The organism is Flavobacterium sp., from assembly GCF_034111225.1.
GTDB lineage: Bacteria > Bacteroidota > Bacteroidia > Flavobacteriales > Flavobacteriaceae > Flavobacterium.
Genome location: NZ_JAWUXR010000006.1, coordinates 188,522 through 202,747, shown reverse-complemented (window position 1 = coordinate 202,747; position 14,226 = coordinate 188,522). Strand labels below are relative to the sequence as shown.

At 30.0% G+C, this 14,226-nt stretch carries 13 protein-coding genes; 7 read left to right on the top strand and 6 right to left on the bottom strand.

What is annotated here, in order from left to right; translation table 11 throughout:
* The 4 genes from UXY25_RS02975 to UXY25_RS02960 all read left to right on the top strand — a co-directional run bounded on the left by UXY25_RS02975 (window position 1) and on the right by UXY25_RS02960 (window position 4,884).
* Window positions 1-1,104 (top strand): glycosyltransferase, encoded by a 1,104-nt coding sequence (locus UXY25_RS02975; RefSeq protein WP_320814513.1) that lies wholly within the window; start codon window positions 1-3, stop codon window positions 1,102-1,104.
* A complete protein-coding gene (locus UXY25_RS02970; protein ID WP_320814512.1) occupies window positions 1,095-2,429 on the top strand; it encodes an O-antigen ligase family protein in 1,335 nt (444 codons plus the stop codon). Before UXY25_RS02975 ends, UXY25_RS02970 begins: the two co-directional genes overlap by 10 nt.
* Window positions 2,422-3,435 carry a glycosyltransferase family 4 protein gene (locus UXY25_RS02965; protein ID WP_320814511.1) on the top strand — a complete coding sequence of 338 codons (1,014 nt, stop codon included), beginning with the start codon at window positions 2,422-2,424 and terminating at the stop codon, window positions 3,433-3,435. Before UXY25_RS02970 ends, UXY25_RS02965 begins: the two co-directional genes overlap by 8 nt.
* Before the next feature lie 66 nt (window positions 3,436-3,501).
* Window positions 3,502-4,884 carry a sugar transferase gene (locus tag UXY25_RS02960; RefSeq protein WP_320814510.1) on the top strand — a complete coding sequence of 461 codons (1,383 nt, stop codon included), beginning with the start codon at window positions 3,502-3,504 and terminating at the stop codon, window positions 4,882-4,884.
* Here UXY25_RS02960 and UXY25_RS02955 read toward each other — a convergent pair.
* Window positions 4,871-6,007 carry a DUF4105 domain-containing protein gene (locus tag UXY25_RS02955; RefSeq protein ID WP_320814509.1) on the bottom strand — a complete coding sequence of 379 codons (1,137 nt, stop codon included), beginning with the start codon at window positions 6,005-6,007 and terminating at the stop codon, window positions 4,871-4,873. The two genes, UXY25_RS02960 and UXY25_RS02955, sit on opposite strands and share 14 nt — an antisense overlap.
* A gap of 9 nt (window positions 6,008-6,016) precedes the next feature.
* Entirely contained in the window at window positions 6,017-7,093 is a 1,077-nt protein-coding gene (locus UXY25_RS02950; protein WP_320814508.1) for a PorV/PorQ family protein, read from the bottom strand.
* 219 nt (window positions 7,094-7,312) lie between these two features.
* Here UXY25_RS02950 and UXY25_RS02945 point away from each other — a divergent pair, with 219 nt between their 5' ends.
* On the top strand, window positions 7,313-8,050 hold the full coding sequence (locus tag UXY25_RS02945) for a CDP-alcohol phosphatidyltransferase family protein (protein ID WP_320814507.1): 738 nt from the start codon (window positions 7,313-7,315) through the stop codon (window positions 8,048-8,050).
* A gap of 24 nt (window positions 8,051-8,074) precedes the next feature.
* Entirely contained in the window at window positions 8,075-8,905 is an 831-nt protein-coding gene (locus UXY25_RS02940) for a glycoside hydrolase family 25 protein (protein WP_320814661.1), read from the top strand.
* Between the two features lie 31 nt (window positions 8,906-8,936).
* Here the strand turns inward: UXY25_RS02940 and lptB are convergent, their stop codons facing one another.
* The 4 genes from lptB to UXY25_RS02920 form a co-directional block, all read right to left on the bottom strand.
* Complete coding sequence (gene lptB, locus UXY25_RS02935) at window positions 8,937-9,677, bottom strand: LPS export ABC transporter ATP-binding protein (RefSeq protein ID WP_320814506.1); 741 nt, start codon at window positions 9,675-9,677, stop codon at window positions 8,937-8,939.
* A 108-nt stretch (window positions 9,678-9,785) separates the two neighbouring features.
* Window positions 9,786-10,136 carry a carboxymuconolactone decarboxylase family protein gene (locus UXY25_RS02930; protein ID WP_320814505.1) on the bottom strand — a complete coding sequence of 117 codons (351 nt, stop codon included), beginning with the start codon at window positions 10,134-10,136 and terminating at the stop codon, window positions 9,786-9,788.
* 1 nt (window position 10,137) lies between these two features.
* Window positions 10,138-10,950, bottom strand: a complete 813-nt coding sequence (tatC, locus tag UXY25_RS02925) for a twin-arginine translocase subunit TatC (protein ID WP_320814504.1) — start codon at window positions 10,948-10,950, stop codon at window positions 10,138-10,140.
* Entirely contained in the window at window positions 10,950-11,915 is a 966-nt protein-coding gene (locus tag UXY25_RS02920) for a KpsF/GutQ family sugar-phosphate isomerase (RefSeq protein ID WP_320814503.1), read from the bottom strand. The genes tatC and UXY25_RS02920 overlap by 1 nt, the downstream gene beginning before the upstream one ends.
* 84 nt (window positions 11,916-11,999) lie before the next feature.
* Between UXY25_RS02920 and UXY25_RS02915 the strand changes: the two genes are divergently transcribed.
* On the top strand, window positions 12,000-14,195 hold the full coding sequence (locus UXY25_RS02915; protein WP_320814502.1) for a RecQ family ATP-dependent DNA helicase: 2,196 nt from the start codon (window positions 12,000-12,002) through the stop codon (window positions 14,193-14,195).
* The last annotated feature ends 31 nt before the right edge of the window (window positions 14,196-14,226 follow it).

Here is a 14,226-nt window from a genome sequence, read left to right as displayed (position 1 = left end):
TTGAATAATCAAATAAAAAATAAAGAAAACATTAAAGTTGTTCAGCTAATTGACAGTCTTGAACCTGGAGGTGCTGAACGAATGGCAGTCACTTTAGCAAATAGTTTGGTTGGTGAAATTGAATTGTCATGTCTTGTTGTTACTAGGCAAGAAGGAGGTTTAAAAAAGAGTATAAACCCTGAGGTTAAGTATGATTTTTTAAATAAGAAAAAAAGTATTGATTTCAAGGCGCTTATGAAATTTAAAAATTTCATAAAACTCAATAAAATTAAAATTATACATGCTCATGGTAGCTCCTATTTTTTTGCTGTTTTATTAAAATTAGTTTATCCAAAAGTTAAAATTATTTGGCATGACCATTTCGGAAATAGAGCAAATCAAAATAGTTTTGATTTTTTATTGCGTTTTTTTTCTATTTTTTTTTCTGGTGTTTTTGCTGTAAATGAAGAGTTGAAATTATGGGCAAATAAAAATCTTTTTACAACTAACATTGCTTTTATTCCTAACTTTTGCGAACTTAAAAATATTGAGAAAAAAACAACATATTTAAAAGGCGATGTTGAAAAGAGAATTGTTTGTTTAGCAAATTTAAAATCACCTAAAAATCATTTGTTTTTGTTAAAAAGTTTTACTTTAAGTGAATTGCCTAAATTGGGTTGGACATTGCATTTTGTAGGTAAAGACTTTAATGATGACTATTCAAAAGCCTTACATGAGTTTATTCTTGTGAATAAGCTTGAAAACACAGTTTATTTATACGGCAGTTGTTTAGATACAAATCATATTTTATCTCAAGCAAGATATGGCGTTTTAGCCTCAACTTACGAAGGGTTTCCAGTTACTTTGTTAGAATATGGAATGTCTAACTTAATTGTTTTATCAACTGATGTGGGTTATTGTTCAAAAATTATTACTTCCGGGTCAACAGGTTTTTTATTCGATACAAATGAACCATCTTCTTTACTCATTCTTTTTAATTCTTTACCAAATTCAGATTTGGAAAATAAAAGATTAGGAGATAATTTCAATACATTTGTAACAGAGAACTATACAGCCAAAATAATATTGCGCCAATTAATAGTATATTACCAAAAATGGATTTAGAAAAACACAATACAAACCTTTATATTAAGTATATTCTATTCCACATAGTTCTTGGTGGATTAATTTTTGTACTTCCAATAGTTTCGAAGTTATATGCAATACTTATAATTGTTGTTGGAGTTAGGTATGTTGTTTTAAATAAAAATGAAGACAATGAAGCGCTTTATGTAGCATCTTATATTGTGGGGGCTGAAGTTTTTTTGAGAATGACTCAAGGTAACTTTTTTGAGCAATATGCTAAGTATGGAGTAATGGGTGTTTTGTTTATAGGGATGTTTTATAAAAGTTTTTCTAAAAATTCTTTCCCATACATAATATACGGTTTGTTGCTTTTTCCAGGGGTTGTTATGTCTTTTTTTAGTTTGAATTTTGATACTGATATTCGAAAAGCTATTACTTTTAACATTGTAGGGCCAGTAACTTTATTAGTGTCTTCAGTTTATTGTTATCAAAGAAAAATTTCTTTTAGACAGATAAAAAATATAATAGACTTATTAGCTTATCCATTAATTCCAACAATAATCTATATGTATTTTTACGCACCTAGTATTAAAGATGTTGTAACAAATACGCAATCAAATTTTCAAACATCTGGAGGTTTTGGGCCAAATCAGGTTTCTACTATTCTGGGCTTAGGTATTTTTTTGTTTTTTACTAAAATAATTCTCAACTCTAAAAACAAAAAAATATTAATTATAAATGTAATTTTATTTTTGTTTGTGACATTTCGAGGGTTAGTTACATTTTCAAGAGGTGGTATCATAACAGGTTTTTTAATGATATTAATTTTAATAGCTTTTTTGCAAATGCATACAAAATCAACATCAAAAGGCAAGATTTATATGTTATTGTTAGTTGGTTCCCTCTCTTTAAGTGGAGTTTGGCTATACAGCTCAATTCAAACTGGAGGATTAATTGAAAAGAGATATGCTAATCAAGATGCAAGAGGTAGAGAAAAAGAAAGTAAATTAACAGGTAGAGAGACGTTGATTGAGTCAGAACTAGATATGTTTTTAGATAATCCAATATTCGGCATAGGGGTTGGTAAGAATAAAGAGTATAGGGAAGCAGAATCAGGAATTGAAGCAGCGTCACATAATGAAATTTCAAGAATGTTAGCTGAACACGGTTCATTAGGTTTAATCGCTTTAATTATTCTTTTAATTACTCCGGTATTATTATATATAAATAATAAACAAAACATTTTTGTTTTCTGCTTTATTGTTTTTTGGCTTTTAACTATAAATCATGCAGCCATGCGCATAGCAGCTCCAGCATTTATTTATGCATTATCTCTTTTGAAAATTTCAATTACCGATGAGTAAAAGAATACTCTATATTGGTAATCAATTGTCTAAACACGGTTTTAATAAAACTACTATTGAAACTTTAGGGAGCTCATTTGAGAATGAAGGATATGTTGTTTCTTATTCTTCTTCAAAAAAGAATCAAATAGTAAGATTGTTTGATATGATTTTCACCACTTTTTGGAATGCAAAAAAGGTAGATTTTATTCTTATAGATACGTATAGTACTTCAAGTTTTTGGTATGCTTTTTTTTGTAGTCAAATTGCAAGAGTTTTTAAAACAAAATACATTCCCATTTTACATGGTGGTGATTTGCCAAAGCGTTTAGATGCAAACTCTAAATTGTCTAGAATGCTGTTCAATAATGCATTTAAGAATGTAGCTCCTTCAAGTTACTTGTTGTCTGAGTTTGCTAATAAAGGTTATCAAAATGTAGTGTATATTCCAAATACGATTGAAATAAAGAATTATGCATTTAAAAGGCGAAATGTATTTGAACCTAAGTTATTGTGGGTAAGGGCATTTGCAACAATTTACAATCCTAAAATGGCTGTGGCTGTTTTAAATAAATTACAAGCTCATTATCCAAATGCAACACTTACAATGGTTGGTCCTGATAAAGATGGAAGCATGGAGGTTACCAAACAATACGCTAAAGAGTTAGGAATTGAAGTGTGTTTTACAAATCGTTTGAGTAAAGAAGAGTGGATAAATCTATCTCAAGAATGCGACTTTTTCATCAATACCACTCATTTTGATAATACTCCAATTAGTGTGATGGAAGCAATGGCATTAGGTTTGCCTGTCGTTTCAACAAATGTTGGAGGAATTCCATTTTTATTAACGCATGATGAAAATGCTGTTTTAGTAAATGATAATGATAGCGAAGCAATGACAAATGCTATAGTTGACTTAATTAAAAATGAGAAGAAAACAGTTTTAATGTCTGAAAATGCAAGGGCATTTGTGGAGCAAATGGATTGGGATAATATAAAGAAAAAGTGGAGAGTGTTACTGAGTTGATTTAATACATTTATAATTTTTTTATAAATTGATTTTTGTTACTTTGCGATATAATATAAAAACAATATGTCTAAAAATAATAAAATACATTTTGAAATCTCTGAAAGAAAAATTCTTTTAAGAGTTTTTGATGTTTTTTTTGTTTTAGGCTCTTTGCATTTAATCAGTCATTACTTTAAATTTGATTATTTTTCAATTAAAGAAGACAGCTATTATTGGACCATACTTTTAGCTGCTTACATTACAATAATTGGGACTGTTTTTGATATGTATAACCTTCAAACCGCAAGTAATAAATATCAAATTTTAAAGAGTATTATTTTAACAACTTCAGTTACAACGTTACTTTACCTCTTAACACCTTTTTTTACGCCAGTTTTACCATCAAATAGATTGCAAATTATATTGTTTTATTTAGCAATTTTAATGTCTTTATTGATTTGGAGAAATCTATACATTACATTTTTAGCTACAAATCGATTTGTAAAAAGAGTTGTTTTTATTGGAAGTGCAAAGAAAATAGAAAAGCTAATTAATAAGTTGTCTGAAGTAAATCCGCATTTTCAAGTTATAGGATTCGTAGCCACTGATAATAAGGAAATTGATACTAAAGTGCCGCAAATAAATTTAGCAGATTTAAAAGATGCAGTTAGGCTTAATTATGTTTCGGAAATTATTGTGGCAGATGAAACTAATAAATCTATTAATTTTGAACAATACGAAATATTGCTTCAAATTTTGGAAAGCGGAATCATAATTAGGCAATATTCTGATGTCTATGAGCAAATTACAAATAGACTTCCACTACAGTCTGACGATAAAGAATTGTTTAAATTTTTCCCTTTTAGCAGAAGTAATCAAAATAAATTATACTTGTTTTTTAGTCGTTTTTTTGACATTGTATTTGCGCTAATTGGCCTTTTGTTTTTGTTGTTTATTTTGCCGATTCTTTTTATTTTTAATTTAGTTTGGAATAGAGGTCCAATGTTTTATGCTCAAGAAAGAGTAGGGCAAAATGGAATCCCTTTTAAAATTTATAAGCTGAGAAGCATGATTGTAAATGCTGAAAAAGAAGGGGCTGTTTTTGCAACAACAAATGACACAAGAATCACAACTTTTGGAAGGTTTATAAGAAAATCTCGTTTAGACGAAATTCCTCAATTCATAAATGTATTATTAGGAAAAATGGCTCTTATTGGCCCTAGGCCAGAACGTCCAGTTTTTGTCGATGAAATTGCTAAAAGAATACCTTTATATCAAACAAGACATGTCATTAAGCCAGGATTAACAGGTTGGGCTCAGGTGAACTATTCTTATGGGGAAAGTATAGAAGATAGTCTTATGAAGCTAAGATATGATTTGTACTACATCAAACACCGTAGTTTGTTCTTGGATTTAAATATTGTAGTTAAGACATTAAATACTGTTCTTTTCTTTAAAGGACAATAGTGTTTGAAAATTTAGTTTCCTTTTTGCAGCTCATAATAATTCTACTGATAATGATAAAATGTGCTACTGTAAAAGGTAATAACAGCATTAAGTCTACTTTGTCAATAATTAAAAGCAAGTGAGTAATAATACAAATCAAATTTATTTTTCCCCAAGTAATTATAGTTTTTGCATTTCGCTTGTGTATGGTATATACAAACACAAGTAATAATGGGTTAAATAGTAGTGCATTATAGTTCCAAAGGACTTCTTCGTGAAAAGAGTAGAAGCCTACTAAACAAAGAAAAACACCTAATAAGGCTACAATTGAAAAATAAATAGAAATTACCTTTTTATTATTGATGAACACAATTAAAGCTAAAAGTAAAATAATAAGATAAGGCGAATTCAATAAAGAAGATTCAAATGTTACTTCTTCAGCTTCAAAAATAGTTTTATTGTTTACAACCAAAGGCTTTTCTTTATATTGGGAAGTTTTTAAAACAGTATACAGTTCTAGAGGTAAAAAAAGTGTTTCAGCAGCTCTATCTACTTTTTCTCCAAATATGAGATTAATGCCTAGTCTCTCAAAATAATGATTTTTTGCATAAGGGTAAAGAATATCTCTGTATGAAATATTCACAGGTTTAATAGTTGTGATAATTTTTTCACCTAAAATTCCATTGATTTTGTCAATAACCATTGTGGTGCAATTACGGTCAATGAATTTGTACGTATAAAATCGTTCGTCACTAAATAATGAACTGTTTAAGTTTTGAAATAATTGTTGTTTTTGCGTTAACGAAAGGTTTAGTTCTTGCTCATAAATAGAGCGATTTTCATATCTATAACTGTATTCAAAATCTTGAAAACTATTAGTAGTAACGAAATATTGCAAATCACCTTTTACAAATCTCAATATAAAATTAGGTGTCTCAAAGTCAAATGCGCCATAATTGTAAACAATGTCAATTCCTCTTAAAGAATCTTTAATTCTTATTCCTGTGTGTCCATAAAGCGAATAAGATTCATTACCAGTGCCACATGTAATTATGCTCACCTTTGAAGCTTCAGACAAAGTGTTGCTTTGACAATAACTGTTTATAGAAAAAAGGATAAAGAAGAATGTGAAAAGTTTTTTCATGAAGAAATTTTAACGTCTAAAAATATCGAAATCAATTTTTAAAGAGAAAATGTTTGAATATAGTGCAGCACTTTGATCGCCTAAATCAGTTAGTGCATAGTCAACCTGAATGCCTTTGTATTTAAATCCTAGACCAATATTGGGTTGAAAACTTAATTTATTTGAATTGTCTATTTGTGTAATTTGTTGGAAATTTCCAACTCCACCTCTTAAGAAAACTAAATCTACATAGCCAAATTCAAACCCTACAGCAGGATCAATGCTTACTAGACTTGTAGAGATAATATCGTTAGTTTGAGTAAACTGCATGTTTAAGTTTGCAGCTGCAGTTAGACTATAGTCGTATCGAATAATGTATTTTTTTGAAATTCCCAGTTGTGCTTTAGGAAGTGTGATTTCAGAAGTTTCAGGCAATTCTTGATTTTCCCCGGGAACGGCATCTTTAATTTCATTGTACTTGTCTTCGTCTATAATCCAAGTATTATAAGTAGTTGTAATGTCTCTTAGCATTAAGCCAAATTTCCAATCTTCTTCATCGCTGATGTATTGTAAGCCTAAATCAAATCCAAATCCCCATGAGCTTGCAAAATCTCCAATTACTCTATGGATTACTTTTCCGTTAACCCCTATGTTTAATCCATCTATTGGTAAACTTCTTGCGTAGGAAACGGTTAAAGCATAATCTGCTGTAGAAAAAAGGGAAATTCTATTGTAATCAATGTTTCCTTGGCTGTCTATTAATTGTGTAGTGTTTAAAATATCATCTACGCCAAAACGAATTAACGAAATTCCTACTGCACTTTCAGAATCTAATGGCATAGCAAAGCCTACATAGTCATATTGAGCAATGTTAGCAAAATAGTTGGCATGCATTAAGGCAATCTGATTATCTTCTAATTTTATTAATCCTGCAGGATTCCAATATCCTGAGTTAACATCGCCAGTTTGAGCAGTAACAGCATTACTCATTCCTAAAGCAGCTGCATCAACACCTATGCTCAAAAACTCATTAGAATACTTTCTAACTGATTGACTAAAAGATAATAATGATTGTAAAAAAATAATTAATATAAAGGTCTTTTTCAAAGCCGTTTTAATTTTTACAAATATCCAATAAAATTCTTAATTACTAAACTCAATTTCTATTAACTTATTGTATTACATTTGCTTTAAATAATTTGAAGCATCACATTTGGTTTCTTATATTTGTAATTCCTGCTATTCGTTATATTTCTTGCAAAGCAAGAATATGTCGCTTTTGTCAGGGTTATTAAAACACTTTTAAGCTTTTTTTAAACACTTCCTATGAATATTAAAAAACACATTCCAAACGCACTTACTTTATTAAACTTACTGTCTGGTTTATTAGCGTTAATAGCAATTTTTAATGGTTTCTACGATCATGCTTTTATTTTTGTGTCATTAGGAATATTTTTTGATTTTTGGGACGGCTTCTTGGCACGTAAGTTTGGAGTTGCTGGACCATTAGGAGTTCAGTTGGATTCATTGGCAGATATGGTTACTAGTGGTGTTGTTCCTGGTTTATTAATGTATAAATTATTTGATACAATTCAGCAAAACCAACCAGAATACATGCTTACAGAAGACACTTTTTACATGGGTGTTATTCCTTATTTCGGTTTTTTAATAACTTTAGCATCATGTTATCGATTGGCAAATTTTAATATTGATACCCGACAAACCAATTCTTTTATTGGGCTACCAACACCAGCAAACGCTATGTTGATTATAAGTATCCCAATGATTCAGTATTTTGGTAGATACGAGTGGATTAATGTTGCTTTAGACAATCCTTATATATTATTAGTGATTACTTTAGTAAGTGCTTTTTTATTAAATGCTGAAATTCCTTTATTTTCTTTAAAATTTAAAAAACTAAATTGGGCTGAAGCAAAACTTCAAATTTGTTTCGCAATTTTTGCTCTAATTATGCTTATTTTATTAAAGTTTGTAGCAATTCCTCTAATTATTATTTCATACATAATACTTTCGTTGGTGTTAAATTCGTTATCTAAAAAATAACCAAATTTGGCTACTAGAAAAAGGGTGGTTTTGAAAAAAACTACAAAAAAGAAAACTACTAATTATAAATATAAAATAATAGCATCAGGAATTTTATTGCTGATGGTTATCATTATTGGATTTGCTTATAAAACCAGATTTCTTTCCTATTTAGGTTTTATACCTGAAAAGCCATACAGTGAACTGTCGAAAGAAGAAAGGAAACTTTCTAATGAACATATTGAAAAAGTTTTATTGCATCATGATGAAAAAGCGTTAGGTTTCGATGTTTCTGAATACCAAAGTGTAATCGATTGGGAAAAAACATATAATATTGATGAATCTTTTGAATTGTCTTTTGTTTTCATTCGAGCAACTGCTGGAAATAATAAAGTTGATAGTAGGTTTAAAGAAAATTGGAAAAATGCTAAACGTAGAAATTTAATTTGCGGTGCTTATCATTATTATCGTCCAAATGAAAATTCTATTGAACAAGCTAATAACTTTATTAAAACAGTAAAGCTAAGAAAAGGAGATTTACCGCCTGTTTTAGATATTGAAAAACTACCTAAGACACAATCAATAGCCAACCTGAAATTAGGTTTAAGAAGATGGTTGGAAACTGTAGAAAAGCATTATAAAGTGAAGCCAATTATTTATTCTGGAGAAAGTTATTATAATGATTTTTTAAAAAAAGAGTTTTCAGATTATCCTTTTTGGATTGCGAATTATAATTTTTGGACTAAAGAAATTAAAGATGAATGGGATTTTTGGCAATTTACTGAAAACGGAGAAGTGGAAGGGGTAAAAGGCAGACTAGACTTGAACGTATATAATGGTTCTGTTTTATCGCTTCAAAATAAGTGTATAAAATAAAAGCTTTACAAAATGTAAAGCTTTATATAATTTAAAATTCTATTTTCTTTTTTCTCAATTCGAAATTCTGACCTAGATAGACTCTTCTTACCATTTCATCTTCAACTAATTCTTCAGGTTTACCGGCTTTTAAAATTCCACCTTCAAACATTAAGTACGTTTTGTCAGTAATAGCAAGTGTTTCTTGAACATTATGATCGGTAATTAAAATACCAATGTTTTTGTTTTTCAGTTGAGCTACAATTCTTTGAATATCTTCTACTGCAACTGGGTCAACTCCCGCAAAAGGTTCGTCTAATAGAATAAACTTTGGGTCAGTTGCTAAACAACGTGCAATTTCTGTTCTTCTTCGCTCTCCTCCAGATAGTAAATCTCCTCTGTTTGTTCTAATGTGTTCAAGCGAAAATTCTGAAATTAATTCTTCCATTTTAGCTTCTTGTTCTTCCTTTGTTTTATTGGTAAGCTGAAGCACGCTTAAAATATTGTCTTCAATACTTAATTTTCTAAAAACAGAAGCTTCTTGAGCTAGATAGCCAATTCCATTTTGTGCACGTTTGTACATTGGGAAATTGGTAATGTCCATGTCATCTAAATAAATGTTACCGCTATTTGGTTGAACTAGGCCAACAATCATATAAAATGAAGTAGTTTTTCCGGCACCATTTGGACCCAAAAGACCAACGATTTCTCCTTGATTTACTTCAACAGAAATACCTTTTACAACACTTCTTTTTTTATACGTTTTAACTAAATTTTCTGCTCTTAGTTTCATATTATGGTTATGAGTTTAAAAGTTTATGGGTTTAAAAGGGAACATTTAGTCACAAATAAACGAATAAACAATTTAACAGTTAAGCGATTTAACAATATTTTATTCTGTTTACTGAACACTTTCTTCTAAAGCTTCCCAAAATTCATAAGCTCTTCTTAAGTGAGGAACTACAATAGTTCCGCCAACTAAAGTTGCTATTCCCATTGCTTCCATCATTTCTTCTTTAGTTATACCATTCTTAAAAGCAGTTTCTAAATGGTATTTAATACAATCGTCACATCTTAAAACAGCAGAAGCAACTAATCCTAAAAGTTCTTTAGTCTTAACGTCTAAAGCACCTTCAGCATAAGCATTAGTGTCTAAATTGAAGATTCTCTTTACAATTTTGTTATTATCAGCCAAAAGCTTATCATTCATCTTAGAACGATAGTCATTAAATTCTTGTACTATATTTGACATATTATTGGAGGTTTTGTTGTTTTTTATAAACGATAACACTTATTAGAATACTTAATTCATATAAAATCATAATAGGAATTGCTACTATAATTTGGCTAATTATATCTGGCGGTGTTATAATAGCAGAAAGAATCAATACAATTACAAGTGTGTATTTACGATAAGTTCTAAGTGAATTTGGAGTTACTAATCCTAATTTGGTTAAAAAATAAATGACAATTGGTAATTCAAACAGTAATCCGCAGGCAACTGTCGATGATCTAAGCAAACTAATATAAGAATCTAGATCAATGTCGTTGAAAATTTCCTTACTTACATTGTAATTTGCCAAAAAGTTAACAGATAAAGGAGCGATTAAGAAGTAACCAAATAATACACCTGCGAAAAATAAAACCGACGCAGTTACAATAAATAGTACTGCATATTTTTTTTCAGTATCGTAAAGAGCAGGTCTTATGAATTTCCAAAATTCCCAAAGAATAAAAGGAAATCCTAAAATAAATCCTGCAGTTATTGATGTCCACATGTGAGCAGAAAATTGCCCTCCCATTTCTCTACTTTGAATTCTCATTGGAATTTCGGTAACACAAAGACTTTTGTCTAAACCAAACTCTTGTGAAATATCACAAAAAAAGCGATACGTTATAAAGTCTATATTTTTTGGTCCAAATAAAATTTCATCAAATATAAAGTCGCTAAAAAAGAAAGCAATTGTTGCACAAGCAAGAATGGCAATTGTACTTCTTATCAACAACCATCTTAATTCTTCAAGATGATCTAAAAACGACATTTCGCTTAAATTTTTCTTTGCCATTATACAATTCCTTCTTTTAAGATATCGTGTAAATGTAAAACACCTAGATATTTGTTGCCGTCTAATACAACTAATTGTGTAATTGAATTATTCTCTAAAATATTTAACGCTTCAGAAACCAATATGGCAGAATCGATGTTTTTAGGATTTTTTGTCATAATATCTTGAGCTACTAAATCTATAAAAGTATCACGAGTATTAAGCATTCTTCTAATATCACCATCAGTAATGATACCTATAACTGTATTGTTTTCTACAACTGCAGTAACTCCTAGTCTTTTTTCAGAAATTTCCATGATGACTTTCTTAATGCTGTCATTTGGAGAAACTTGTGGAGCATGAGTTGTGTCCAACATGTCTTTTACTTTCAATAATAATTTTTTCCCTAATGCTCCACCAGGATGATATATGGCAAAGTCTTCATTTTTAAAATTTCTAACTTCCATTAAGGCAACTGCTAAAGCATCTCCTAAAACCAATTGAGCTGTTGTACTATTTGTAGGAGCTAAATTATTTGGGCATGCTTCTCTATCTACATGTGCATGTAAAATAAAATGTGATTCTTTTCCTAAAAACGAATTCAAATCAGATGTCATTCCTATTAAAGTGTTTCCAAATCTTTTTAAAAGAGGGACTAGAACTTTAATTTCCGGACTATTACCGCTTTTTGAAATACAAATAATTACATCTTCTGGAAGAACCATTCCTAGATCTCCATGAACTGCTTCAGATGCATGAAGGAAAATAGAAGGTGTTCCTGTTGAGTTTAAAGTAGCCACTATCTTTTGAGCAATAATTGCACTTTTTCCAATCCCTGTTATAACTAGCCTTCCTTTAGATTTAAAAATGACGTCTACACTTTTTGCAAAATCTTCGGTTAAATAATGAACCAAATTTGCAATGCTTTCACTTTCGGATAAAATGGTTTTTTTGGCAGATTCTAAAATTGTAGCTGTAGTATTCAAAGTAGTTGTTTTAATTGTTTTGTGCTTTTAAAGATTATTGTATCTTTATAAATGCAAATTTAGGTAAAATCATATTAATAGAGAATGAAACTAAACGAAATTGATTTACACAAAGAGTTAAAAAAATATTTTGGCTTTAACCAATTCAAAGGACTTCAGGAACAAGTAGTTAATAGTATCATATACGGCAATAATACATTTGTTATTATGCCAACGGGTGGAGGTAAATCATTATGTTACCAATTGCCAGCTTTGGTATTAGGAGGAACTGCGATTGTTGTTTCGCCGCTTATTGCTTTAATGAAGAATCAAGTTGATGCACTTAGAAGCTTAAGTACAGAATATGGAATTGCTCATGTTTTGAATTCTTCACTTACAAAAACAGAAATTAATCAAGTAAAGGCCGATATTACTTCGGGTGTTACTAAATTGCTATATGTTGCTCCAGAATCATTAACAAAAGCCGAATATATTCAGTTTTTACAAGGTGTTGAGTTGTCATTTGTAGCAATTGATGAGGCGCATTGTATTTCTGAATGGGGACACGATTTTAGACCAGAATACAGAAACTTAAGAAATATTATAAAACAATTAGGTGATATTCCTATTATTGGTTTAACTGCAACGGCAACACCAAAAGTTCAAGAAGATATCTTAAAGAATTTAGATATTCCTGGTGCTAATACATTTAAAGCTTCTTTTAATAGAGCTAATTTGTATTATGAAATTAGACCAAAAACTAAAAATATAGAATCGGATATTATTCGGTTTATCAAGCAAAATAAAGGCAAATCAGGTATTATTTATTGTTTGAGTAGAAAAAAAGTGGAAGAAATTGCACAATTGTTACAAGTAAATGGCATTAGTGCTGTTCCGTATCATGCAGGTTTAGATGCTAAAACTCGAGCAAGGCATCAAGACAATTTTCTAATGGAAGATGTAGATGTTGTGGTTGCAACCATTGCATTTGGAATGGGAATTGACAAGCCCGATGTTCGTTTTGTAATTCATCATGATATTCCTAAATCATTAGAAAGTTATTATCAAGAAACAGGTCGTGCTGGTAGAGATGGTGGCGAAGGTCATTGCTTAGCATACTATGCTTATAAAGATATTGAAAAGCTAGAAAAATTCATGTCGGGTAAACCAATTGCCGAACAAGAAGTTGGTTTTGCTTTATTACAAGAAGTTGTTGCTTATGCAGAAACTTCAATTTCAAGACGAAAATACTTATTGCATTATTTTGGTGAAGAATTTTCTTCAGAAACTGGTGATGGAGCTGACATGGATGATAATATGCGCAATCCAAAGCAGAAAGAAGAAGCAAAAGACCAAGTGAAATTGTTACTTGAAGTAATACGTGAAACGAAACAACAATTCAAAGCAAAAGAAATTATATTAGCGTTAGTTGGAAAAGTTAATGCTGTTATAAAAGCACATAAAATTGATCAACAAGCATTCTTTGGAAAAGGAAATAAGTTTGACGATAAATATTGGATGGCATTAATTCGTCAAGTATTAGTTAATGGATTTATTGAAAAAGACATTGAAAGTTATGGGGTAATTAGGCTTTCTAGTAAAGGACATGATTTTATTAAATCTCCCGAGTCTTTTATGATGTCTTTAGATCATGAATACAGTGATTCTAATGATGATAGCATTGTTACATCTTCTAAATCTTCTGGAGTAGCTGACGAAGTTTTAATGTCAATGCTAAAAGATTTAAGAAAAAAAGTAGCTAAAAAACTAGCAGTTCCTCCTTTTGTGGTTTTTCAAGACCCATCGTTAGAAGACATGGCACTTAAATACCCTATCTCTATTGATGAACTTGGAAATGTACACGGTATAAGTGAAGGGAAAGCTAAAAAATACGGAAAAGATTTTATAGATTTAATCAATCGTTATGTAGATGAAAATGATATTACTCGTCCAGATGATTTAGTCGTAAAATCTACAGGTGCAAATTCAGGTTTAAAACTATATATTATTCAAAATGTGGATAGAAAACTTGATTTAAACGATATTGCTTCTGCAAAAGGATTGTCTATGGACGATTTTATTAAAGAAATGGAACAAATTGTTTATTCTGGAACAAAACTAAACATTAAGTATTGGGTTGATGATATTTTAGACGAAGACCAACAAGAAGAAATTTTCGATTATTTCATGGAATCACAATCCGATAATATAAAAGATGCACTTTTAGAATTTGATGGCGACTATGATACAGAAGAATTACGTTTAATGCGAATTAAATTCATCAGCGAAGTTGCGAATTAATTTATTGAAAAAGTTTTAAATAAAAATGAAT

Excerpts from the sequence above, each read along its gene's own strand:
- UXY25_RS02930 (WP_320814505.1), bottom strand. The coding sequence starts at position 10,136 with ATGTCAAATATAGTACAAGAATTTAATGACTATCGTTCTAAGATGAAT.
- UXY25_RS02970 (WP_320814512.1), top strand. The coding sequence starts at position 1,095 with ATGGATTTAGAAAAACACAATACAAACCTTTATATTAAGTATATTCTA.
- UXY25_RS02965 (WP_320814511.1), top strand. The coding sequence starts at position 2,422 with ATGAGTAAAAGAATACTCTATATTGGTAATCAATTGTCTAAACACGGT.
- UXY25_RS02915 (WP_320814502.1), top strand. The coding sequence starts at position 12,000 with ATGAAACTAAACGAAATTGATTTACACAAAGAGTTAAAAAAATATTTT.
- UXY25_RS02960 (WP_320814510.1), top strand. The coding sequence starts at position 3,502 with ATGTCTAAAAATAATAAAATACATTTTGAAATCTCTGAAAGAAAAATT.
- lptB (WP_320814506.1), bottom strand. The coding sequence starts at position 9,677 with ATGAAACTAAGAGCAGAAAATTTAGTTAAAACGTATAAAAAAAGAAGT.
- UXY25_RS02945 (WP_320814507.1), top strand. The coding sequence starts at position 7,313 with ATGAATATTAAAAAACACATTCCAAACGCACTTACTTTATTAAACTTA.
- tatC (WP_320814504.1), bottom strand. The coding sequence starts at position 10,950 with ATGGCAAAGAAAAATTTAAGCGAAATGTCGTTTTTAGATCATCTTGAA.
- UXY25_RS02955 (WP_320814509.1), bottom strand. The coding sequence starts at position 6,007 with ATGAAAAAACTTTTCACATTCTTCTTTATCCTTTTTTCTATAAACAGT.